This is a genomic window from Streptomyces sp. NPDC052396 (assembly GCF_044593195.1).
GTDB lineage: Bacteria > Actinomycetota > Actinomycetes > Streptomycetales > Streptomycetaceae > Streptomyces.
Window position 1 is genome coordinate 33766 of record NZ_JBIUAW010000022.1, and the last position, 22832, is coordinate 56597.

15 protein-coding genes, 1 other RNA gene and 2 pseudogenes are annotated in these 22832 nt (G+C 73.3%); 11 read left to right on the top strand and 7 right to left on the bottom strand.

Going from position 1 to position 22832, the window contains the following annotated elements; genetic code table 11:
- Positions 1–21: 21 nt before the first annotated feature.
- Complete coding sequence (locus ACIHFE_RS32630; protein WP_400112430.1) at positions 22–1560, top strand: glycosyltransferase family 39 protein; 1539 nt, start codon at positions 22–24, stop codon at positions 1558–1560.
- On the opposite strand, the gene ACIHFE_RS32635 is transcribed toward ACIHFE_RS32630, so the two are convergent.
- The 5 genes and pseudogenes from ACIHFE_RS32635 to ACIHFE_RS32655 form a co-directional block, all read right to left on the bottom strand.
- Complete coding sequence (locus ACIHFE_RS32635) at positions 1529–2410, bottom strand: carbohydrate ABC transporter permease (protein WP_400112431.1); 882 nt, start codon at positions 2408–2410, stop codon at positions 1529–1531. The genes ACIHFE_RS32630 and ACIHFE_RS32635 overlap by 32 nt on opposite strands.
- Entirely contained in the window at positions 2407–3756 is a 1350-nt protein-coding gene (locus ACIHFE_RS32640) for a carbohydrate ABC transporter permease (RefSeq protein WP_400112433.1), read from the bottom strand. The genes ACIHFE_RS32635 and ACIHFE_RS32640 overlap by 4 nt, the downstream gene beginning before the upstream one ends.
- Positions 3757–3769: 13 nt before the next feature.
- Positions 3770–5158: an ABC transporter substrate-binding protein gene (locus ACIHFE_RS32645; RefSeq protein ID WP_400112435.1), complete on the bottom strand. Its 1389-nt coding sequence runs from the start codon at positions 5156–5158 to the stop codon at positions 3770–3772.
- A gap of 198 nt (positions 5159–5356) precedes the next feature.
- Positions 5357–8077 (bottom strand): annotated as a pseudogene (locus tag ACIHFE_RS32650) (FtsK/SpoIIIE domain-containing protein); the annotation flags it as partial.
- Between the two features lie 1842 nt (positions 8078–9919).
- Positions 9920–10891, bottom strand: a pseudogene (locus ACIHFE_RS32655) (FHA domain-containing protein); the annotation flags it as partial.
- Between the two features lie 104 nt (positions 10892–10995).
- Here ACIHFE_RS32655 and ACIHFE_RS32660 point away from each other — a divergent pair.
- The 4 genes from ACIHFE_RS32660 to ACIHFE_RS32675 all read left to right on the top strand — a co-directional run bounded on the left by ACIHFE_RS32660 (position 10996) and on the right by ACIHFE_RS32675 (position 16376).
- Positions 10996–12762, top strand: a complete 1767-nt coding sequence (locus tag ACIHFE_RS32660; RefSeq protein ID WP_400112437.1) for a protein kinase — start codon at positions 10996–10998, stop codon at positions 12760–12762.
- 163 nt (positions 12763–12925) lie between these two features.
- Complete coding sequence (locus ACIHFE_RS32665; protein WP_400112439.1) at positions 12926–14215, top strand: serine/threonine-protein kinase; 1290 nt, start codon at positions 12926–12928, stop codon at positions 14213–14215.
- Between the two features lie 84 nt (positions 14216–14299).
- Positions 14300–15406 (top strand): peptide chain release factor 2, encoded by a 1107-nt coding sequence (prfB, locus tag ACIHFE_RS32670; protein ID WP_400112440.1) that lies wholly within the window; start codon positions 14300–14302, stop codon positions 15404–15406.
- Between the two features lie 223 nt (positions 15407–15629).
- Positions 15630–16376, top strand: a complete 747-nt coding sequence (locus ACIHFE_RS32675) for a PT domain-containing protein (protein ID WP_400112441.1) — start codon at positions 15630–15632, stop codon at positions 16374–16376.
- Between the two features lie 84 nt (positions 16377–16460).
- On the opposite strand, the gene ACIHFE_RS32680 is transcribed toward ACIHFE_RS32675, so the two are convergent.
- Positions 16461–16652, bottom strand: a complete 192-nt coding sequence (locus tag ACIHFE_RS32680; RefSeq protein WP_400112442.1) for a hypothetical protein — start codon at positions 16650–16652, stop codon at positions 16461–16463.
- A 278-nt stretch (positions 16653–16930) separates the two neighbouring features.
- On the opposite strand from ACIHFE_RS32680, the gene ftsE reads away from it, so the two are divergent.
- The 6 genes from ftsE to ACIHFE_RS32710 all read left to right on the top strand — a co-directional run bounded on the left by ftsE (position 16931) and on the right by ACIHFE_RS32710 (position 22083).
- The gene (gene ftsE / locus ACIHFE_RS32685; RefSeq protein ID WP_400112443.1) at positions 16931–17620 is read left to right on the top strand and encodes a cell division ATP-binding protein FtsE; all 690 of its coding nucleotides are present in this window, start codon (positions 16931–16933) and stop codon (positions 17618–17620) included.
- Positions 17621–17640: 20 nt separating this feature from the next.
- Positions 17641–18552: a permease-like cell division protein FtsX gene (gene ftsX / locus ACIHFE_RS32690; protein ID WP_400112445.1), complete on the top strand. Its 912-nt coding sequence runs from the start codon at positions 17641–17643 to the stop codon at positions 18550–18552.
- 108 nt (positions 18553–18660) lie between these two features.
- A complete protein-coding gene (locus ACIHFE_RS32695) occupies positions 18661–19788 on the top strand; it encodes a S41 family peptidase (protein WP_400112447.1) in 1128 nt (375 codons plus the stop codon).
- Between the two features lie 18 nt (positions 19789–19806).
- Positions 19807–20316: an SsrA-binding protein SmpB gene (gene smpB, locus ACIHFE_RS32700; protein ID WP_400112449.1), complete on the top strand. Its 510-nt coding sequence runs from the start codon at positions 19807–19809 to the stop codon at positions 20314–20316.
- 117 nt (positions 20317–20433) lie between these two features.
- Positions 20434–20803: a transfer-messenger RNA gene (gene ssrA / locus ACIHFE_RS32705) on the top strand.
- 122 nt (positions 20804–20925) lie between these two features.
- Positions 20926–22083, top strand: coding sequence for a hypothetical protein (locus ACIHFE_RS32710; protein ID WP_400112450.1), 1158 nt, complete (start codon positions 20926–20928; stop codon positions 22081–22083).
- 40 nt (positions 22084–22123) lie between these two features.
- Here ACIHFE_RS32710 and ACIHFE_RS32715 read toward each other — a convergent pair whose 3' ends face one another.
- A complete protein-coding gene (locus ACIHFE_RS32715; RefSeq protein ID WP_400112451.1) occupies positions 22124–22714 on the bottom strand; it encodes a hypothetical protein in 591 nt (196 codons plus the stop codon).
- Between the last annotated feature and the right edge of the window lie 118 nt (positions 22715–22832).

A 22832-nucleotide genomic window follows, 5' to 3' on the forward strand; every position in this document is an offset into this window, starting at 1 on the left:
CCGAACGGCGGGAGGGCGGAGATGAGGCGGTTGTCCCCGGTGTGGCGCCCTCCGGCATGGCTGTCCCCGGCGGTGCTCGCGGTGCTGGTGCCCGCGCTGGTCATGCTCACTCTGGGTCTGTGGGGGCTGGACCGGGGCACCATGTGGCGGGACGAGGGGGCCACCTTCCAGGTGGCCCGCCGCTCGCTGCCGCAGATCGTCCATCTGCTCGGCCGGGTCGATGTGGTGCATGGCCTCTACTACCTGCTGATGCACCCGGTGCTGGCGGTGCGCCCGGACGAGGTCACCCTGCGGCTGCCGTCCGTGCTGGCGGCCGCCGCCACCGCCGCCCTGGTGGGCGCCCTGGGCAGCCGGCTGGTCCGGCCCCGGGCGGGGCTGTGGGCCGGGCTGCTCTACGCGGTCAGCCCGTTTGTCGGCCACTACGCCCAGGAGGGCCGCTCCTACGCCCTGGTGGCGGCGGGCGCGGCGCTGGCCACCTGGCTGCTGGTGCGGGCGGTCGAGCGGGGCTCGGTGCGCGGCTGGGTGGCGTACGGGGCGGTGCTCGCCCTCACCTCGCTGCTGCATGAGTTCGCGGTGCTGCTGGCGGCGGCGCATGCGGTGACCCTGCTGTGGTCCCGGGTGCGGTGGCCGCTGTGGCGGGGCTGGGGGTGTGCGGTGCTGGCGGCGGGCGCGGTGCTGGCGCCGCTGGTGCTGGTGTCCCGGGGCCAGAGCGAGCAGGTGTCCTGGCTGCGGACGCCCGGGCCGGCCGAGGCGGAGGCGCTGGTCCGTTCCTTCGCCGGGCCCGGGCGGCCGGTGCAGGCGGTGAGTCTGGCACTGGCCGCACTGGCCGTGGTGGCACCGCCGCGTGCGCGCGGGCCGCTGGGGCTGAGCGCGGTGGCGCTGCCGCTGGTGGTGGTGCCACCGGTGCTGCTGTATGCGGTGTCCCAGCGGCAGCCGCTGTTCCTGGACCGCTATCTGCTGTTCTGTGCGGCCGGGATGCCCCTGCTGGTGGCCGCCGGGGCGGAGCGGCTGCTGGGAGGGCTGCCCTGGCGGAAGACGGTGGCGGTGGCCGGGGTGCTGGCGGTCGGGGCGGCGTTCGCGGTCCAGTTGCCCGAGCAGCGGCGGGAGCGGCTGCCGGCGAGCCGGGGGGACCAGCCGGCGCTGGTGGCCGCCCAGGTGGGCCGGCTGGCGGGGCCGGGGGACGCGGTGCTGTTCCTGCCGCACTATGAACGCCGGGTGGCGCTGTTCTACCCCCGGGACTTCACCGGCCTGCGGGACCTGGACCTGGCCGTCTCCCCGGCCGCCTCCGGCACGCTCTATGGAGTGGATGTGGGCATGGCTGAACTGCGGTCCCGGCTGGGCCGGTTGTCGCCCGGCGACCGGCTGTGGGTGGTGTGGGACACCACCACCGTGGGCAGCCGCTGGTTCCGTGCCCAGCGCGCCGACTTCGCCAAGTGGCAGGCGCTGCACGGCCGGTGCCGGGAGGAGGCGTCGGTGTTCGTCCACGGCGGCGCGGTGTCCCGCTATATCTGCGGGCGGCAGGGCTCGCCTACTTCACCGCCCCCGCCATCACCCCGCTGACGAACTGCCGCTGGAAGGCGAAGAACACCGCCAGCGGAACGATCATCGACAGAAAGGCGCCCGAGGCCAGGATGTCCACGTTGTCGCCGAACTGGCGAACCTGCTGCTGCAGCGCCACCGTGATCGGCGGGTTGCCGCTGTCCGCGAAGATCAGGGCGACCAGCATGTCGTTCCAGACCCAGAGGAACTGGAAGATGCCCAGGGAGGCGATGGCCGGTCCGCCCAGCGGCAGCACCACCCGGGTGAACAGGCGCAGTTCGCCCGCCCCGTCCAGCCGGGCGGCCTCCAGCAGCTCACGCGGGATCTCCGCGAAGAAGTTGCGCAGCAGGAAGATGGCGAAGGGCAGTCCGAAGGCGGTGTGGAAGAGCACCACGCCCACCGTGGTCTCGAAGATGCCCAGGGCGTTGAAGAGCTTGGCCACCGGGATCAGCGCCACCTGCACCGGCACCACCAGCAGCCCCACCACCACCATGAACCACCAGTCCCGGCCGGGGAACTCCAGCCAGGCGAAGGCATAGGCGGCGAAGGCGCCGATCAGGATCACCAGCGCGGTGGCCGGGACGGTGATCAGCACGGTGGTGAGCAGCGAGTGCATCACCTTGTCGTTGTGGAAGAGCGTGTCATAGCCGGTGGTGGTCAACTGGCCGGGATGGCTGAAGACCTGCCACCAGCCGGAGGCCGCGATGTCCGAGCGGTCCCGCAGCGAGGAGAGCAGCAGCCCCACCGTGGGCAGCAGCCAGAACAGGCCGACGGCGACCAGGAACAGCCGCATCACCGTGCCGCCGGCCCGGGCGGCGATCCGCTCCGGCAGCGAGCGGGTGGCCCGTACGCCCGTGTGCGCGGTGGTCATCGCCGCCGCTCCCTTCGCATCCGCCGGATATTGACGACCACCACCGGCAGCACCAGCAGTAGCAGGAACACCGCGATGGCGCTGCCCACACCCTGGTTGACATCGGTGCCGAAGGAGGACTGATACAGCTGCAGGGCAAGGACGTTGGCGTTGTGCAGGCTGGAGCCGGGGGCGATGATGTAGACCAGGTCGAAGATCTTCAGCACATTGATCATCAGCGTGATCACCACCACGCCCAGTACCGGGGCCAGCAGGGGTACCGTCACCCGGCGGAAGACCTGCCACTCACCGGCGCCGTCCACCCGGGCCGCCTCCAGCAGTTCGCGGGGCACCCCGGCCAGACCGGCCGCGATCAGGACCATCGCGAAGCCGGCCCACATCCAGATATAGGCGCCGATGATGGACGGGGTGACCAGGGACGGGCCCAGCCACTCCACCCCGTTGTAGCGGGCGGCGAAGTTGGCGCCGGGCAGCCTGAGCCGGGCGCCGTCCGCCTTTCCCGGCAGGGTGAAGGTGCCATCGGAGCCGGTTTTCGCCGAGGCCACCGTGCGGCCCTCGCGCACCGCCTGCACCGTGACCCCCGCCAGCGCCTTCTTGCCCGGGCCCAGGCGTCCCGGAGTGCCACCGCCGCCCTTGATGAAGTCCAGCCAGACGGTGCCGGTGACCTTGCCCGGCACCGGCCTGGCGGCCACCGCGTCCCGGGCCCCGCTGACATCGTCCGGCTTCACCGCCACCAGGGGCAGGCCCGCCGGACTCCCGGCCCGGGCCGCCGACCTGGTGGTGTAGGAGCCACCGCCACCGGCGGTCAGGTCCCCGCCCGGCCGGGGGTGCGCGCCGGGGAAGGGGGCGGGCTCGGCGAAGGTGTCATGGACGCTCACCCACACCGCGTTGGCCACGCCCTTGTCCGGGCTCTGCTCGTACACCAGCCGGAAGATGATGCCCGCGGCGAGCATGGAGATCGCCATCGGCATAAAGACCACCAGCTTGAACGCCGTTCCCCAGCGCACCCGTTCGGTGAGCACCGCGAAGACCAGGCCCAGCGCGGTGGCGATGCTGGGGGCGACGATCACCCAGATGACATTGTTCTTCAACGCCGTGCGGATGCGGTCGTCCGAGAAGACCTCGTGGTAGTTGTCCAGGCCCACAAAGCCATGGCCGGAGGCGTCGAAGAGGCTGCGGTAGACGGAGTAGCCGATGGGATAGACGACCAGCGCGCCCAGCAGGGCCAGCGCGGGCAGCAGGAACAGGGCCGCCACCCAGGGGCGGGTGCCAAGTGCGGTGGCGCGCTTGCGTGGGGGCGGTATCGGTCCGGGGGCGGCCGCCGCCCCCGCGGTCGCGGTGGTCATGGCGCCGCGCCCGTCAGCTCTTGAACGCCTTGGCGGCGTCGACTTCGAGCTTGCGCTGGGTGCCCTCGATGTCCGAGGGGTTGCGCAGGAAGTCCTGGAGGTCCTTCCACTCGCCCTGGCCCGGCTTGCCGCCGAAGGCCGCGGGGGCCTGGTCGGACATGTCGAAGCGGAAGCCGTCGCCCGCCGCGACCAGGGCCTTGGCGATGGAGCGCTGGGTGTCGTCCGGGTAGGCGGCCGGGTCCAGGTTCTTGTTGGCCGAGATATAGCCGCCCTGCTTCGCCCAGATCTGCGCGGCGTCCGGGGAGGCCAGGAAGGTCAGCAGGGCCTGGGAGGCCGCGTTGTCCTTGAGGACGGTGCCCACATCGCCCCCGGTGACCACCGGGGCCTTGTCGCCCACCTTGGGGAAGGGGAAGACCTTGGCGTCCGAGCCGATCTTCGCCTTGGCCGCGGTGATGTTGGCGGCCGCGAAGTCGCCCTCGTAGACCAGGGCGGCCTTGGCCTTGTCGCCCCCGCTGAAGGCCTGGGTGACGGAGTTGGGGAACTGGGTCTGCAGCGCGCCCTCGTTGCCCCCGGCCAGCAGCTCCTTCTTGCCGAAGAGCTGGGCCAGGGTGGTCAGCGCGTTCTTGACCGAGGGATCGGTCCACTTGAGCTTGTGCGTGGTGAGCTGGTCGTACTTCTCCGGACCGGCCTGGGAGAGGTAGACGTTCTCGAACCAGTCGGTGAGCGTCCAGCCATCGGCGCCGCCCACCGAGACGGGGCTGACCCCGTAGTCGGCGATGGCCTGCGCGGTGTGCAGGAACTCCGGCCAGGTTTTGGGCTCCTGGACGCCCGCCGCCTCGAAGATCTTGGTGTTGTACCAGACCAGCGACTTGTTGCTGGCCTTGAAGTAGACGCCGTAGCGCTTGCCCTGGTACGAGCCGAGGTCCTGCCAGCCCTGGGGGAAGTTCTTGGCGAGCTCATCGGTGGCGGACTTGGCGAGCGGCTTGAGCCAGCCCTTCTGGGCGAACTCCCGGAGAGTGCCGGGCTGTTGCAGCATGGCGACGTCCGGCGGGTCGCCGCCGGCGACCTTGGAGCCGATGAAGGCGGACATGTCGTCGCCGCTGGGGACGTAGGACACCTCGGCGCCGGTGCGCTTGTGGAACTCGTCCAGCACCTTGGTGAAGTGCTGCTGCTCGGTGCCGGTCCACACGGCGGTGACCTTGATCTTCTGGCCGTCTAACCGGGGGAGTCGGACGGTGTGCGGTATGGAGTCCGACGCCTTGGACGAGGCGTCGTTCTTGGTGTCGTCCTTCTTGTCGCCGCCACCTCCGCCGCAGGCCGCAGCGGTCAGGGCGAGCGTCGCGCTGGTGAACAGGGCCAGCGTGATACGGGTGGTGCGAGTGCTCCGCGAAGTGGTGCGCATGGCCGTCCTCCCCGTGTGCCGTGTGATCAGTCCTACGCCGCCTCGAGGGCGCCCGCAATAGTGCTGGCAGCGCAGGGGAGTTGATCGTGATGGGGATGTGATGTTGGCCGATGCGTTCTCCGGATCCGTTGTGCCCTTGCGGTTCGTCGCGTCCATGCGGCCCGTCGGTGCACAGCCGTCCGCCGGTTCACAGCAGCTTCACAGCAGCGGCGGGGCCGGCTGGGCGGTCGCCGACTGGGCGGCGCGCTGCAGCGCACTGGCCAGCAGCGCCAAGTCGGTGGGGCCGTTGCCCAGTTCGCGCAGCGGACGGCGGGTGGGCGGGTCGCCCATGCGCTGCCAGTCCAGCGGGACGACGGTCGGCCGGAGGGTGGCCGTCCGGGGGATCCGGCCGGTCACCCGACCCGACTGGAAGGGGGTCACCGCATCGTCGTCCGGCCGGTGCAGCCGCCCTCGGCCCGGTGCCGGGCGCCCGGCGGAACCGTCGGCTCCGTCGGCGGTGGGCGGGCTGATCTCCGGCGGTGCGATCTCCAGGGTGGCCCGCAGGCCCGCCCGTTCCACGGCGGCCGTGTCGGCCGTACGCTCCGGCCGGCCGGAGGCGGCGATCAGATGGACGCCCAGCCGCTCGCCGTCCCGGGCCACCGCCTCCAGCGCCCGGACCACCGAACCGGCGGCCGGCCGGCCGGTGCTGCCCAGCGCGGGCGCCACCAGGGCGTCGAAGTCGTCGACCAGGACCACCAGCCGGGGCAGCGCGTTCTCGGCGGTATGGCCCGGCGCGTCGCCGTCCCGGGCGGTGCGCAGCTGGAGGGTGCCGGTCGGGGCGGACTCCAGGTCACCGGTGGTGGTCTCCGGCGGCCGCCGCGGGCCGACCACCTTGGCGGCGGGCGCGGACTGCTGGGCATGCCAGGCGCAGAAGTCCAGCCGGCCCAGCAGCTCGGCGCGGCGCTTGAGCTCCGAGCTGAGCGCCTGGGCGAACTCCCGCATCCGCACCGGGTCGGCGGCGGCCAGATAGGTCGACACATGCGGCAGGTCCGTACACACCCGCAGGCCCTCGCCGCGCTCCGCCGCCGCCCCGTCGACCAGCACCAGGGAGAGCCGGTCCGGGCGGTCGGCCGCCGCCAGGGAGGCCGCCAGCGAGCGCAGCAGCTCCGTCTTGCCGCTGCCCGGGCAGCCCTCCACCAGCAGATGCGGGCCGTCCGCCGCGAGGTCCACGGCGAGCGGGCCATGCGGTCCGGCGCCGAGCACCGCCACCGCGCGGCCGCCGGGCCGGCTGCCCGGGTCCATGGCGGCCGCCCAGCGGGCGGTGAGCGAAGCCGGGGTGGCGCGGGCCAGGCCCAGCTCGTCCAGCAGCCGGGCGGTGCGGGGCAGGGCGGCCACCCGGGCGCCCTGGCCGTGCGGGTCCGCGCCCTCGGCCAGCCGCAGCGGGGCCAGGGCCCGGGCGAACCGCTCGGCCCAGGGCGGGGAGACCGCGTCCAGCGCCGCGATCACGGTGCCCGGGCCACCGGCCGGAGCCCGGTGGATGACCTGCACCGCGGTGGCCACATCCCCGCTGAGCAGGGCCACCGCCCCGCAGTGCGGGAAGGCGGGGGAGCCGCTCTCCGCGATGGCCAGGGTGGCCGAGACGGGAGAGGCGGGAGTGGTCGCCGGAGCCTCGGCGAGACAGACCAGGTGGACCCCGGCCGCCGCGCCCCCGGCCGCCAGCCGGGCGACGGTCTCCCGCAGCGCGGGAGTGCCGGGATCGCCGTCCACGATCAGCACGGTGTACGGGCCGCGATGGGCGGCCGCCGCCGCGGCGATCTCCTCGGGCCGGGCAGCCGGCCAGTTGGGGCCGAGCGGGCCGTCGTCCAGGCGGCGCACCAACTCGGCGGTGCGGGCGGCGGCCTGCTCGCCGTCGTAGGCGACCAGCAGCCGGCAGTCCTGCCCGGCGGACGGGCGCAGATGCGGCAGCCAGCCCAGCCAGGCCCACTCCGCCTGCCGCTCCTCCTCGGGGCGCGAGCGGTCGGCGCTGATCAGCACATACTCCAGCACGGTGGGGGAGTGCAGGGCGGCGAGCTGGGCGAGCACCGAGCGGGCCAGCCCGGACAGCCGGGCCCGGGGCCCGGCCAGGCCCAGCGAACCGGCCTCCCGCAGACCGACGGTGACCGGGACACAGGGCAGCGGGCCGGTGCCGGGCGGCAGGCCCGGCAGATGACGGTCCGCCGTGCCCAGCCGGATGGACAGCAGGTCCGGGTGGTCCGGGCCGCGCTCCCACAGGCGCGGGCCCGGGCCCAGCGCGGTCAGCAGCACGGCCGCCGGGTCCGGCCAGCGCTCCCGCAGCCCGGCCGCGGTGACCTGGGCCCGGGGCTCGGCTCCGCCGTCCACGGCGAGCGGCTGCTGCTCGGCGGCCCCGGCGCGCAGCATGCCGCGCCCACCGGTGAGCCGGCGCGCCCAGGCCGCTATCCCGCGATTGCGCTTGCCGCCGCCCTCGCGCCGGGGTGCCTCGTCCGTGTCTGTGCCTTCCCCGGCTTCCCCGGCTCCCCCGGCCCCGGCCAGTGGGAGGCCGCGGCCGCCGTGCGTCTCGGGGGTGGCGGGGAAGCCGAAGTGGGCGGTGCCGGTGGCTCGTTCGTATCCGGGCGTGGGCGCCGAGGGGTGACCGGCCGTTGGTGAGGGCGGATAACTCATGTCGCCTCGCGGCGAGTTGCTCCGCGGGGACGGCTCGGCGTCGCCGGGGATTCCGGACCTGCCGTAGCCGGAGTGGAGTTGTGCGGCGCCGCTCCGGGCCACACCGGTCGAGCGCGAGGCCGGCTCGGGGTCGCCCTGCGCGCCCGGCATGCCATGGCCGGGTGCGGCGCTTTGGGCGGCAGCCGGGCCGGCTGGGTCCGGTGCCGTCCCGCGGTTGCCCGGGGTGCCGTAGTCGGAGGGGGAGGCGGCGACGGTCGCCGGGTTGTCCGGGCGCGCGGCCGGTCCCGGGCCACCGGGCGTGCGGTGCGGGGCGCTGCCCCCGGTGATCGGCGGGCCGCTGTGGCCCTGGTTCGCGCCGGTGGCCGGGCCTGCCGGGTTCGAGGCGGGTCCTGAGGTGCCGGATACGCCGTAACCGGGGTGAGAGCGGTGTGCGGCGGTGTGGTCCTGGGCGGCGGCCGTCGGGCTGTCCTGCCAGGAGGCCGGTCCGGGGATGCCGGATGCGCCGTGGCCGGGCTGGGCGAGGTGCGGGGCGCCGTCCCGGGTGGCCGAGAAGCCGGCCGCGCCGGTGGTCGGGCCTTCCGGGGCCGCCCCGGGGTCGCCGGGCATGCCGTGGCCGGGCCGCGCATGGTTGGCCGGAACTGTGGACGGCCCGGACTCGCCCGGCGTGCCGTAGTCGGCATGGACCTGGTGCAGCGCGGTGTGCCGCGCGGCCGGTGTACCGGTGCGGCCCCGGTCGGCGTCGGCCGCCGCGCGGGTGGCCGGACCAGAGGCGTGGTGACCGGAGCGGGAGTGGTGTGGGGCGCCGTCCCGGGTGATCGACGGGCCGGCGCTGCCGTTGGCCGCGTCGGTGGCGGGGCCGGCTGGGTCCGGGGCCGTTCCGGAGCCGCCGGGCAGGCCGCTCCGGGTGGCCGATGGGCCGGTGTGGCGGGGGGCCGGGCCCGATCCCGGGGCGTCCGGCGCGCCATATCCCTGGGGCGAGCGGTGTGGAGCGGTGCCCTGGGCGGCTGAGGGGCTGGTGTGGGCCTGCGCGGGGAGCGCGGCCGGCCCCTGGGCGCCGGGCGTGTTGCTGCCGGGCCGGGAGTGGTGGGGGGCGGTGTTCTGGGCGGCTGAGGGGTTGCTGTGGCCGGGGGCGGGGTGTGCCGGGCGGGTGCTCGATCCTGGGGCGCCGGGCGCGTCGTAACCCTGGTGTGAACGGTGGGATGCGGTGCTTTGGGCGGTTGAGGGCACGGTGGGGCCCTGCGCGGCGCCGGTCGGGCGTGCGGACGAGCTGAGTTCGCCGGTCATGCCGTAACCGTCGTAATCGTCGTAACCGGAGGACGAGTGGTGCGGTGCCATGCCTGGGCCGGCCGATGAGTCGGTGGTGCCCTCGGCCGCGTTGGCCGCCGGGCCGGCCGGCCGTGGGCCGGAGCCGGGGTCGCCGGGCAGGCCGTGGCCGGACGGGAAGTGGTGCGGAGCGCTGCCGCCGGTCACCGGTTGAGCTGCGGAGGCCGGTCCGGAGGCGTTCTGCGGGGTGCTGTGGCCGGAGTGGTGTGGGGCGCCGTCCCGGGTGGTCGAGGGGCCGGTGTGGCCGTAGGCCGCACCAGCGTCCGGGCTGGTGGCGTGCGGGGCCGGTCCGGGTTCGCCGGGCGTGCGGTAGCCGGGCTGGGCGGGCTGCGACGCCTTGTTCTGGAGGGGCGACGACGGGTCGGCGGCGCCGACGGCCGGGCTTGCCTGGGCCGCTCCGGGCGTGCGGTAGCCGGGTCGGGCGGGCTGCGGCACGTTGCCCTGGCGGGGCGACGGGTCGCCGGCGGCCCCGGCGGTCGACGGGCGCGGGGCACCGGCCGCCGGGCCAGGTTCCCCGGCCGCGTCCCGCATGCCAGGGCCGGGCTGAGAGCGGAGCGGGCCCGGGCGCCCATGACCGTCGGCCCGGGAACCCGGCACCGTGGACCCGCCGGACCCGCCGGACCCGCCGGACCCGCCCCGCAACGTGGCCGTCCCCTGCCCGGTGGTCGTCGACGCGGTGCCGTCAAGCGGCCGGCCGGTGGTCACCCGGAGATGGCCCTCGCCGTCCGGCGCGGTGGGCAGCGGGCGCGGAACGCCCTCGTCCGCGCCGTGCAGCACCAGGGCGGACTCGCCGACCCGCAGCAGCGGGCCGGGCCGGAACGGGACCGGACGGTCGTCCACGGGGGTGCCGCCGAGCGTGCTGCCGTTGGTGGAGCCGAGGTCATGGAGGGTGACCCGGCCGCCCTCGGCCACCGTCACCGCGCAGTGCAGCCGGGAGACATCGGGGTCGTCCAGCGGGATGTCGGCCGTGGCGGACCGTCCCAGCCGGACCTCGCCGCCGTGCAGCAGGTGCACCCCGCCCGCGTCCGGCCCGGAGATCACATGCAGCCGGGCCGTCGCCTCCGGCAGCCCGGACAGCGGCACCCCCGCGTGCAGCTCGGGATCGGCGGGCCCGCCCAGCGAGAGCACCGCGCCGTCGATCAGCGGCGGCTCGCCCAGCGCGCAGCGCTGCGGGTCCAGTCGCTCGGTGCCCGCGTAGACCACCACCGCCCCACTGCCCAGGTCGGAACCGGCCGCCGCGACGGCGGCGGCCAGGCCGCTGGCCACCCCGGCGAGGGCGGTGCCCGCCGGAGCGGTCACCAGCACATCGCAGGCGGGCGCGAGCCGGCCGCCGAGCGGCCCGAGGACGGTCAGCCGGATCTGCATCGGCGTCAACGGTCCCTTCCCGCCCGGTCGGCGCCGGGGGCGTGCAGCCCCCCGGCCGCGCACGAGCGCTTCGGCACGTACAGGTCCATCACGGAGCGCGGGGCCTCTCGCGTCGCCACCCCGGCGCGCAGCGCCTCCCCACCGCACCGTGCTGCGAGCATCCTCGCACCTGCCACCGACGGCGCGCCCGGCGACAGCCAATTCGTGATCTTGGACGACCATCCGAGCATGCGAAAACGCCAGCTCGTAGCCAGGAAGTGGCTGATTTGTTCCAGGGGGTGCCCACCCCGGAGTCCGTTCGGTGACCGGTATTGACGCCGCGCGGCAACCGAGTGCCCGGAAAGAGCGTCTTTCTCCCAAGCCACACTCAAACAGCAGCCGCGGCATCGTGGATTCGTCAACCGGACGGCCGAGCGGGCGGCACTACAGTGGGCGCGAGGCCGAGCACCCCAGAGGCCATCGACACGGATCACGACCAGGGAGCGCATGACGTGCGGCCGGTAGGCAGCAAATACCTGCTCGAGGAGCCGCTCGGACGCGGAGCCACGGGCACCGTCTGGCGTGCGCGCCAGCGGGAGACGGCCGGTGCCGAGGCGGCGGTCGCCGGGCAGCCCGGCGAGACCGTGGCGATCAAGGTCCTCAAGGAGGAGCTGGCCAACGACGCGGATGTGGTGATGCGCTTCCTGCGCGAGCGCTCCGTGCTGCTGCGGCTCACCCACCCCAATATCGTGCGCACCCGCGACCTGGTGGTCGAGGGCGATCTGCTGGCCCTGGTGATGGACCTGGTGGACGGCCCGGACCTGCACCGCTACCTGCGCGAGAACGGCCCGTTCACCCCGGTCGCCGCCGCCCTGCTGACCGCCCAGATCGCCGACGCGCTGGCCGCCAGCCACGCGGACGGCATTGTGCACCGGGACCTCAAGCCGGCCAATGTGCTGCTGCGCGACGAGGGCGGCCGGATGCACCCGATGCTCACCGACTTCGGCATCGCCCGCCTCGCCGACTCACCCGGCCTGACCCGTACCCATGAGTTCGTCGGCACCCCGGCCTATGTGGCGCCGGAGTCCGCCGAGGGCCGTCCGCAGACCTCCGCGGTGGATGTCTATGGCGCGGGCATCCTGCTGTACGAGCTGGTCACCGGCCGTCCGCCGTTCGCCGGGGCGACCGCGCTGGAGGTGCTGCACCAGCACCTGAGTGCCGAGCCGCGGCGCCCCACCACCGTCCCCGAGCCGCTCTGGACGGTCATCGAGCGCTGTCTGCGCAAGCGGCCCGAGGAGCGGCCCGGCGCGGAGAACCTGGCCCGGGCGCTGCGGGTGGTCGCCGCCGGTGTCGGGGTGCACTCCAGCCCCGAGCAGGCCGAGGCCGCGCTGGGGGTGGCCGCCCTGCTGTCCCCCGACCCGCAGCCCGCCCAGGTGCCCGGCACCGGGCTGGGCGGCGAAGCCGACCCCACCCAGGTGCTGCCCCCGGCCGGCGGCTATGACCCCGCCGCCGCCACCACCGTGCTGCCGCAGACCGGCGGCCCGCACGCCGACCCCACCCAGGTGCTGCCCGCCGGTTCCGGCCCGTACGGGGCCGCGGACCCGACCCGGGCGATGCCGCAGCAGCCGGGGTACGGCGGCGCCGACCCCACCCGGGCCATGCCGCCGGTCCCGCCGGAGCAGCAGCCGGACGGCCCGCACCCCTGGCAGACCCAGCTGCGCCAGGCCCGTGACCGCAATGACCAGACCCAGGCCCAGTACCTGGACCCGAGCCAGGACCCGCTGCGCCGCCGCCCCACCCGGCAGCCGCAGCAGTACCAGCAGCCGCAGCAGCAGCCGTACGGTCAGCAGCCGCAGCAGCCTTATGGCCAGCAGCAGCCTCCGCAGTACCAGGACCCGCGCCAGCAGCAGCTGCCCTACGCGCCTCAGCGCAACCGGCAGCAGCAGCGGCCGCCCCAGTACCAGCAGCCACAGCAGCAGCCACAGCACTACGCCCCCCCGCAGCCCCAGCCGCAAGCCCGGCCTGAGCCGCCGCAGGCGCCCCGCCGGGAGCCCAGGGAGCCCCGGCAGCGCCGGCAACGCAGCGCCAACCCCATGCGCATCCCGGGCCTCGGCTGCCTCAAGGGCTGTCTGTTCATGATCATCATCCTGGTGATCGCGGCCTGGGCGCTGTGGACCTTCACCCCGCTCAAGGAGTGGGTCGCCGACGGCAAGAACTTCTGGGACACCGCCCATGACTGGTTCATCAAGGTCAAGGACTGGGCGTCCAGCCTGGGGTAGGGCCGGTAACCCGCAGGTGCCCCGGCTTCCCCGAAAGGTGTTTTCTGCCCCGGACGGAAGCCGGTCACCGCTCGGTGCCCCTAACATCCCCTCAGCCGCGTAGGTTGGTCGGCGACGCGCCTGTTCGGAAGGACGCGCCTGTCTCAGGAGTCGGGGAACAGTCTTGGCACGGAAGATCGGCAGCCGGTACACCGCCCACCAGGTCCTGGGCCGGGGCAGCGCCGGCACGGTGTGGCTCGGCGAGGGGCCCGAGGGTCCGGTCGCCATCAAGCTGCTGCGCGAGGATCTCGCCTCCGACCAGGAACTCGTCGGCCGCTTCGTCCAGGAGCGGGCCGCCCTGCTGGGTCTGGACCACCCCCATGTGGTCGGGGTCCGCGACCTGGTGGTGGACGGTGCCGACCTGGCCCTGGTGATGGACCTGATCCGGGGCACCGACCTGCGCACCCGGCTGGACCGGGAGCGCCGGCTGGCCCCGGAGGCGGCCGTCGCCATCGCCGCCGACATCGCCGACGGCCTGGCCGCGGCGCACGCCGCCGGGATCATCCACCGCGACGTCAAGCCGGAGAACGTCCTGCTGGACATGCAGGGCCCGCTCGGCCCGGGCGGGGCGCACCCCGCGCTGCTCACCGACTTCGGCATCGCCCGCCTGGTGGACTCCCCGCGTCCGCCCCGGGAGCGCCCGTCCGCCGAGCCGGGCCGCCCCTCCGGCCAGCGCAGCATCATCGGCACCCCCGACTATCTGGCCCCCGAGATCATCGAGGGCCTGCCGCCGCGTGCCTCGGTGGATGTCTACGCGCTGGCCACCGTGCTCTATGAGCTGCTGGCCGGCTTCACCCCGTTCGGCGGCGGCCACCCCGGAGCGGTGCTGCGCCGGCATGTCACCGAGACCGTGGCACCGCTGCCGGGCATCCCCGACGAGCTGTGGCAGCTGCTGGTGCAGTGCCTGGCCAAGGCGCCCGCCTCTCGGCTGCGCGCCTCGGAGCTGGGGGCGCGGCTGCGCGAGCTGCTGCCACAGCTGGCCGGGCTGCCGCCGCTGGACATCGACGAGCCGGACGGGGAGCCGGCCGACGGCGTACGGGACGGGGCGTACGACCCCACGGCCGGCGCGGCGGCGCCCGAGCCGCGCCGCCGGGGCGCGGTCCCGCTGGTGCCCACGCCCACCTTCGACTCCAGCCGGGACACCCACACCAGCATGCGGGTGCCGGGACCTGACGAACTGGCCGGCGGGGCGCATGGGACGGCCCGCGCGCCGCGCGCGGCGGGCGACCACCGCCCGGGCTCGGCCCGGCACCGGGATCCGGTGGAGGAGACCCGGCGCCGCCGGATCAAGCTGGGGGCGGCGGCAGTGGCGCTGGCCACGGTGGCCGGCGTGGGCGGCTGGTTCGCCGTCTCCGGCGATCATGACTCCGGCGATGCCAAGCCGGGCATGCACCGCACCGACCCCGCGCCCTAGCCGTCCGGGGCGGGACGGGCCGGGCGAGGACCGGTCGGGACGGGACTGGACCGGGGTGCGCCGCACACCGGTTAGTCTGGTTGCGTGGCAGTCGTTGATGTATCCGAAGAGCTGAAGTCCCTCTCCTCGACCATGTCGTCGATCGAGGCCGTTCTGGACCTCGACAAGATGAGGGCTGACATCGCCGTGCTCGAGGAGCAGGCGGCCGCCCCCTCCCTCTGGGACGACCCGGGGGCGGCGCAGAAGATCACCAGCCAGCTGTCCCACCTGCAGGCCGAGCTGCGCAAGACCGAGTCGCTGCGCGGCCGCATCGACGACCTCGAGGTGCTCTTCGAGCTGGCCGAGGCCGAGGGGGACGCGGACACCCTGGCCGAGGCCGAGGGCGAGCTGGTCGCGGTGCGCAAGGCGCTGGACGAGATGGAGGTCCGCACCCTGCTGTCCGGTGAGTACGACGCCCGTGAGGCGCTCGTCAACATCCGGGCCGAGGCCGGCGGTGTGGACGCCTCCGACTTCGCCGAGCGGCTGCAGCGGATGTACCTGCGCTGGGCCGAGCGCCACGGCTACAAGACCGAGATCTACGAGACCTCGTACGCCGAAGAGGCCGGCATCAAGTCGACCACCTTCGCCGTCCAGGTCCCCTATGCCTACGGCACCCTCTCCGTCGAGCAGGGCACGCACCGCCTGGTGCGCATCTCCCCGTTCGACAACCAGGGCCGTCGCCAGACGTCCTTCGCCGGCGTCGAGGTCCTCCCGGTCGTCGAGCAGACCGACCATGTCGAGATCGACGAGTCCGAGCTGCGCGTCGACGTCTACCGCTCCTCCGGCCCCGGCGGCCAGGGCGTCAACACCACCGACTCCGCGGTGCGTCTGACGCACCTTCCGACCGGCATCGTCGTCTCCTGCCAGAACGAGCGCTCGCAGATCCAGAACAAGGCGACCGCGATGAACGTCCTCCAGGCGAAGCTCCTGGAGCGCCGCCGTCAGGAGGAGCAGGCCAAGATGGACGCCCTCAAGGGCGACAGCGGCGGCTCCTGGGGCAACCAGATGCGTTCGTATGTCCTGCACCCGTACCAGATGGTCAAGGACCTGCGGACCGAGCACGAGGTGGGCAACCCCCAGTCGGTGCTCGACGGTGACATCGACGGCTTCCTGGAAGCCGGGATCCGCTGGCGGAAGCAGCAGGAAAAGTAGCTCAACTCCCCCCATAACCGGGCGTCACGCCCGAATCTTCCTTGACGCCGTTCCGGAAACTCGGAAGGCTGATGGGTGGCATGCGTATCACTGGGGTGCGTGTGGTGGGGGGTTGCAAGGCCCGGCCTGACGGGCCGGTGTTGCCGCACGCCATCCCCCGAGTGCCACGACCCTGTGTATGGCTGCTCCACTGACGAGTACAGCTACTGGGGGTAGCAGGCAGATGACGAAGAAGACGCGGCTGCGCGCCGCGCGGATCACCGCCGGTGCGGTGATAGTGGCGGGTGCCTCGCTGACGGCCGCCGGTGCGGCCTCGGCCGCCGGGGTCGACGTTCCGCTGAGCGGTCTGTCGAAGACCGAGGCCCATGGCGCGAGCGCCCAGCCCGCAGACGACCCGACCGGTGGTCCGGCCCCGACGCCGACCAGCGACCCGACCTCGATCCCGCAGCCGACCGAGCAGCCCACCGGTCAGCCCACGGACCAGCCGACGAGCCAGCCCACGTCGGAGCCCACGCAGCAGCCCACGACCGAGCCCACTCAGGAGCCGACGCAGCCGCCGACGCACGAGCCGACGCAGCCGCCCACCCAGGAGCCGACGCAGCCGCCGACCCACGAGCCCACGCAGCCGCCCACGGGTGAGCCGACGCAGCCGCCGACGCACGAGCCCACGCAGCCGCCCACCAGCCAGCCCAGCGGTGACCCGACGGCCCAGCCCACCCAGGGCGACCATGGCTCCACCAACGGTGACAACGGCAAGACCTGCCCGGTGGACACCAACAGCGGCAACTGCAACACCAGCACCGATGTCATCAACGCCAAGCCGGTGCAGCAGGCCAAGCCCAAGGAGGAGCTGGCCCAGACCGGTGCCGGGCAGACCGGCTTCCTGCTGGTGGGCGCGGCCACGATGATCGCGGGCGGGATCGGCTTCCGGCTGCTGCCGCGCCTGGTCAACCGCAACACCGCGGCCTGAGCATCCTGACGACGGGGTAGCACCCCGCCGACACCAAGGCCCGGAGCGCACCGCGCTCCGGGCCTTGTCACATCAGGGGATCGTTCAGAGGGCGAAACCGCGGGCGGCCACCGTCACCGCGACCAGCGCCACCAGCAGCGCTATCAGCGTGGCCGGGGTGAGCCCCGGAAACAGGCCCTCCTGTTGCAGCCGCTCCCGGCTCGCCCGGCACACCGGGCACCGGCCCTCACTGACGGGGGCCGCGCAGTTGGCGCACACCAGTCGGTCGCATGTCATGCGATGTCCTTCCTCCGGTACGTCCAACGCGCGGGCGGGCCCTGCGGTTCCCTTACCACTGTGCCAGCTTTCCCGCCGTTCGGCGCGGCCGGCCCCCCGCTGCCCGGGTGGCGTCCCGATTGTGCTGGTTTTGTCCCCGAAGCAGGCGGGAGTAAACGCGCCAACACAGGATGCCGACTGCGCGTGCACGGGTCGTTCGCGTATGGTCACGCACACCGACGGGAGCCGCGAACGCGGCGTTCCGTGCCGCTCCTCAAAGGTCGACGCGTGGTGCACTCGTGATCCGATTCGACAACGTCTCCAAGTCCTACCCGAAGCAGAACCGCCCGGCGCTGCGTGATGTCTCGCTTGAGATCGAGAAAGGCGAGTTCGTCTTCCTGGTCGGTTCCTCGGGCTCCGGGAAATCCACCTTCCTGCGGCTGCTGCTGCGGGAGGAGCGCGCCAGCCACGGTCAGGTGCATGTGCTCGGCAAGGACCTCTCCCGGCTCTCCAACTGGAAAGTGCCGCAGATGCGCCGCCAGTTGGGCACCGTGTTCCAGGACTTCCGGCTGCTGCCCAACAAGACGGTGGGGGAGAATGTCGCCTTCGCCCTGGAGGTCATCGGCAAGCCGCGCGGTGAGATCCGCAAGGCGGTGCCGCAGGTCCTCGAGCTGGTCGGCCTGGGCGGCAAGGAGGAGCGGATGCCCGGTGAGCTCTCCGGCGGTGAACAGCAGCGGGTGGCCATCGCCCGGGCGTTCGTCAACCGGCCGATGCTGCTGATCGCCGACGAGCCGACCGGAAACCTGGACCCGCAGACCTCGGTCGGCATCATGAAGCTGCTCGACCGGATCAACCGGACCGGCACCACCGTCATCATGGCCACCCACGACCAGCAGATCGTGGACCAGATGCGCAAGCGCGTCATCGAACTCGAGCAGGGCCGTCTCGTGCGCGACCAGTCGCGTGGCGTCTACGGCTACCAGCACTGAAAGGCATAGAGAACAACGCCATGCGCGCCCAGTTCGTTCTGTCGGAGATCGGCGTCGGTCTCCGCCGCAATCTCACCATGACGTTCGCGGTGATCGTCTCGGTCGCTCTCTCGCTGGCCCTCTTCGGCGGCTCGCTGCTGCTGCGCGAGCAGGTCAGTTCGATGAAGGGCTACTGGTACGACAAGGCCAATGTCTCGATCTTCCTCTGCAACAAGTCCGAGGCCCAGAGCGGCGGAAGCTGTGCCAAGGGCGCGGTCACCGAGGAGCAGAAGAAACAGATCAAGGCCGACCTCGACAACATGAACATCGTCAAGCAAGTTGACTATGAGTCGGCCGAGGACGCGTACAAGCACTACCAGGAGGAGTTCCGCAAGGCGCCCATCGCCGGTGCGGTCACCCCCGACCAGATGCAGGAGTCCTTCCGCATCAAGCTCAAGGACCCCACCAAGTACGACGTGATCACCAGCGCCTTCGCCCAGCGCCCGGGCGTCCAGCAGGTGCAGGACCAGAAGCAGGTGCTGGAGCCGCTGTTCAACCTGCTCAACGGGATGAACTACGGGGCGCTGGGGGTGATGGCCCTGATGCTGGTGGTGGCGCTGACGCTGATCGTCAACACGGTGCGGGTCTCCGCGTTCAGCCGCCGCCGGGAGACCGGCATCATGCGGCTGGTGGGTGCCTCCAGCTTCTACATCCAGATCCCGTTCATCATGGAGGCCGCCGTCGCCGGGCTGCTGGGCGGCGCCCTGGCCTGTGTGATGCTGGTCTGCGGACAGCACTTCCTGGTGAACAACTGGCTGGCGCACCATATCGACGTGATCCAGTTCATCGGCTGGGGCTCGGTGTTGGCCAAGCTGCCGATGGTGCTCGCGGTCGGTCTGCTGATGCCGGCGCTGGCCGCCTTCGCCGCGCTGTGGAAGTACCTCAAGGTCTGAACGGGGCCCAAGGGGCCCCGGGAAGGCCCCGGATGCGCTCCCGTGCGTGTCAACTCCCGTATGTCAACTGCCCGTACGGCGCCGGTCCGGTGGCCTAGACTCACGCGCATGTCCGGACCGGCCAGGTACGTTCCCCGGCGCCGCGCCCGTTGTGGCGCGGCGCTGACGCTGGTCTTCGCCGGGGTGCTGGTGACCGGCACCGCCGCCGGTTCCTGGAGCGCGGCCGGCCGGACCGGCGCGCGGCCGGTGCCGCTGCGCGCCGTGGACGGCACACCGGCCGGCCGGTCCGCCGACGCGGCGAGCCGGAGCGGCGACCGGTGGGGCGCGGTCTACAGCGCCGAGGAGTACCAGGGTTTCCAGCGCACCCTGGACGGTGCCTATGTAGGGGTGGGCCTCTCGCTGCGGCGCCGGGGCGACGGCCGGATCGAGGTGGAGGGCGTCCAGGCCGGCAGCCCGGCCGGCCGGTCGGAGATCACCGGCGGCGATGAACTGCTGACGGTCGACGGGGCCGGGGCCGCCGGGAGCCCGGTGACCGAGGTGGTCTCCCGGCTGCGCGGCGACTACACGGGGCCGGCCGAGGCCGGCACCCCGGTACGGCTTGTACTGCGGCACCAGGGGCGCGTGCTCCGGCTGACGCTCCGCCGTGAGCGTCTGTACACCCAGAGCGTGATCGCGGACCGGTTCCGCGCCGGCCGGGCGGCCGGCACCCGGATCAGAGTGGGCGCCTTCACCCGGGGCACCGGGGTACGGGTGCGGGAGGCGGTCCGGGAGGCGGCGCCCGGCGAGGGCGTGCTGCTGGACCTGCGCGGGAACTCCGGCGGCCTGGTCACCGAGGCGGTCACCACCGCCTCCGCCTTTCTGGACGGCGGCCTGGTGGCCACCTATGACGTGCACGGCCGGGAGAGAATCCTGCGGGCCGGCCCGGGCGGCGACACCAGACGGCCGCTGGTGGTGCTGGTGGACGGCGGCACCATGAGCGCCGGCGAACTGCTGGCCGGGGCGCTGCAGGACCGGGGCCGGGCGGTGCTGGTGGGCTCGCGCACCTTTGGCAAGGGCTCGGTGCAGATGCCCAGGGACCTGCCCGGCGGCTCGGTCGCCGAGCAGACCGTGGGCCAGTACCGCACCCCATCCGGGCGCCCGGTGGACGGCCGGGGGATCACCCCCGACCTGGAGGTCCAGGGCGATGCCGAGGACCGGGCCCGGACGGTATTGGGTGGCCTCGGGGGCGGGTCGTAGTGCGAGAATGGGTTCCTTATGGCTAAGGCGAACGCGAAAGAGAAAGAGGGCGGGCGCAAGCTCGTCGCGCAGAACAAGAAGGCGCGGCACGACTACCACCTGCTGACCACCTATGAGTGCGGCATGGTGCTCACCGGCACCGAGGTGAAGTCGCTGCGTCAGGGGCGGGCCTCGCTGGCGGACGGCTTCGTCCAGATCGACGGCGGTGAGGCATGGCTGCACAACGCCCATATCCCCGAGTACGCCCAGGGGACCTGGACCAACCACAGCGCGCGCCGCAAGCGCAAGCTGCTGCTGCACCGTGTGGAGATCGACAAGCTGGCCGCCAAGGCCGATGAGTCGGGCCACACCATCGTGCCGCTGGCCCTCTACTTCAAGGACGGCCGGGCCAAGGTGGAGATCGCCCTGGCGAGGGGCAAGAAGGAGTACGACAAGCGGCAGACCCTGCGCGAGAAGCAGGACCGCCGGGAGTCGGACCGCGCCATCGCCGCCGCCCGCCGGCGTCAGAGGGCGCTCGCCGCCCGGTAGCTCGCGGCAGTCCCCGGTAGCTCCGGGGAGGGAATGCGCTGGCCCCGCCGGGCGTTGGTCACGTACGATGGGCGGCGCACACCCGTTGAGGGGGTGCGCTCTTTGAAAACACCACATGGGGATGATCGGTTTCGACAGCGGATGTCGAAGCAGGGGAAGCGAGCCGAGGAAGCGGCAATGATCTCGTAAACCATATGCCGAAACCAATAATCGCCAACACCAAGCGCGATTCCTTCGCCCTCGCTGCCTAAGTAGCGACTTGCGAAGTGTCAGCCCGGGGCTGTTCCCGACCCGGATCCTGGCATCAGCTAGGGGACTAAACCTCTAGGCCCGGTCGCGGGGCCTGGAGGGAAATCAAACAGCGGCTGGGCCCGTCGGAGACTTGTTCGCGTGATCTCCGGGGCCGAGAAAATCGCAGCGAACTGCGCTCGGAGAAGCCCTGGTTCCGCACCGTTGGACGCGGGTTCGATTCCCGCCATCTCCACTCGATCCCATGTGAGGCGAAGGCCCCACCGCTACCGGCGGTGGGGCCTTCGCCGTATACGGCCCGGAAGCGGGCAACCGAGGGGCACCCCGGCCCCTCTTATCCGGTGACAAGGGGGTGGCGCGATGAACTGGACACGGACGGCCGTGGTCGTGGCGGGTACCGGCGCGCTCTTGCTGACAGGCGGCGGCACCGCTCTCGCGGCGGACGGCGGCGACGGGGTGCATGTCCTGCTCAACGGCGCCTTCGACAACCGGCCCGGCGAACTGATCGACATCGATGTGCAGGGCGCCCATGGCGAGGTGACCGTCTCCTCACCGGTCTTTCCGCACCCGGTGCGGCTGGCCCCCTACACCGACCGGGACTCCGGCGGCCGGGGCCACCACGGCCGGCCCGCGGTGGGGACGGATGTACGGCCCGGCTCCTACCCGCTGACCGTGCGGGCCGGCGGCCGGGTGGTGGCCGAGGACCGGGTGGAGGTCAAGGCGCCGCAGCGGCCCGCCTTCCAGGTGACCACCCCGGACGATGTGATCCGCCCCGGTGAGCAGTTCGGGGTCTGGTTCGACGACCTCTACCCCGGGGAGCGCGGCGAGACCTTCACCGTCTCCTCGCCGGCCTTCGCCCGCCCGGTGCGGCTGGCCCACGACCCCGAGGGCAGCCACTGGAACAACCCGCGGATGTTCAGCGGCCTGGTGACCCTGCCGCGCAACGCCAAGGACGGCACCTACAAGGTCACCCTGACCGGGCCGGACGGGCGGCGGATCCAGGAGAAGACGCTGGAGGTCGGGGCCGCCGAGCCGGGGGACAGCGACTATCTGGGCCGGCCGCGGGGCCCGGAGTTCTTCACGCCCGCCGGGCGCCCCGAGTCGGCCCGCGCCCGGCACACGGTGGGCGCCGGCGGAACCGTCAATGTGCTGTGGCGGGACGCCTCGCCCGACCCGGGCGAGGAGGAGCAACTGACCGCCACCTCCCCGGCGTTCGAGCACCCGGTGCTGCTGAAGCGGGACGACAGCAAGGCCGGGGACGGCGACGACCCGCGCTTCTACGGCCCCGCCCGCATCCGCGCGGGCCTGGACCAGGGCAGCTACCCGGTGACCGTGGTCAGCCACCACGGCCGGGTGAAGCGGACCGAGCGCCTGCTGGTCACCGCCGCCGTCAGCGCCACCGGCGACGCGGCCTCCGGGCGGACGGTGCTGCTGGCCGGTGCCGGGGTGGGCGCCGCGGCGGTGGCCGCGCTGGGCGGTGCGGTGCTGTGGCGCCGCCGGTGCCGGGGCGCCCGGTAAGGGCCGCGGCCGGCCACCCGCGGCCCGAAAGCGGTACGGCCTACCGGCTGACGGAGGCGAACAGCCGGTACCACCGGGTCTCCGGCCCGTCCCCCGGAAAACCGGGAGCCGCGTCCTGGGCGGTCCGGTCGGTCCACTCCGAGACCACCACCACCCGGGAGCCGTCCAGGGTCGGGTGGAAGTGCGCGGCCAGCAGCCCGGGCGGCGGCCCGCCCGCCAGCTTCGCCGCCGCCTCGGCGGCCACCGCCTCATCGCCCGGCAGCACGCCCACCGAGGTGACGGCGGCGGCGCGCACGGCGTCCGGCACCACGCCGGGCCCCAGCCGGGTGCGGTTCAGCCCCGGCCGCTCGATGCCGGGCACCAGCTCCTCCACCGGCTGCAGGGCGGCGGCCCGCTGAGAGCGGGCGAACTCCAGATGTGCCTCGGCGCTGGTCCACTGCGAGTAGAACAGCAGGCCGGAGCCGTCCAGGTCGATAAAGATGTGCTGCCAGAGCTCCCCGGCCGGCCGGTTCGGCCAGCCGGCCAGCAGGGTGTCGGCAGCGGTCCGGGAGCGTTCCGGGGTCCCGGTGTCCCAGCGGCTGATCAAGGTGATGCCCGCCTCGGGGCGGTGCATGGTGTGCAGTCGTGGCATGGCTGCGACTCTGCTTCCTCAACCGCGCTTGATGTCAAGGGCCCGGCGCCGGAACCGGCGGCCGCCCCGGGGCTTCCGGCCGGACGCCGGGCCGGGCACCCTGGGGTGCGTACCTCCC

Bases quoted from the DNA above. Each gene is read 5' to 3' on its own strand.
- ACIHFE_RS32630 (WP_400112430.1), top strand. From the start codon at position 22: ATGAGGCGGTTGTCCCCGGTGTGGCGCCCTCCGGCATGGCTGTCCCCG.
- ACIHFE_RS32635 (WP_400112431.1), bottom strand. From the start codon at position 2,410: ATGACCACCGCGCACACGGGCGTACGGGCCACCCGCTCGCTGCCGGAG.
- ACIHFE_RS32640 (WP_400112433.1), bottom strand. From the start codon at position 3,756: ATGACCACCGCGACCGCGGGGGCGGCGGCCGCCCCCGGACCGATACCG.
- ACIHFE_RS32645 (WP_400112435.1), bottom strand. From the start codon at position 5,158: ATGCGCACCACTTCGCGGAGCACTCGCACCACCCGTATCACGCTGGCC.
- ACIHFE_RS32675 (WP_400112441.1), top strand. From the start codon at position 15,630: ATGACGAAGAAGACGCGGCTGCGCGCCGCGCGGATCACCGCCGGTGCG.
- ACIHFE_RS32680 (WP_400112442.1), bottom strand. From the start codon at position 16,652: ATGACATGCGACCGACTGGTGTGCGCCAACTGCGCGGCCCCCGTCAGT.
- ftsX (WP_400112445.1), top strand. From the start codon at position 17,641: ATGCGCGCCCAGTTCGTTCTGTCGGAGATCGGCGTCGGTCTCCGCCGC.
- ACIHFE_RS32695 (WP_400112447.1), top strand. From the start codon at position 18,661: ATGTCCGGACCGGCCAGGTACGTTCCCCGGCGCCGCGCCCGTTGTGGC.
- smpB (WP_400112449.1), top strand. From the start codon at position 19,807: ATGGCTAAGGCGAACGCGAAAGAGAAAGAGGGCGGGCGCAAGCTCGTC.
- ACIHFE_RS32710 (WP_400112450.1), top strand. From the start codon at position 20,926: ATGAACTGGACACGGACGGCCGTGGTCGTGGCGGGTACCGGCGCGCTC.
- ACIHFE_RS32715 (WP_400112451.1), bottom strand. From the start codon at position 22,714: ATGCCACGACTGCACACCATGCACCGCCCCGAGGCGGGCATCACCTTG.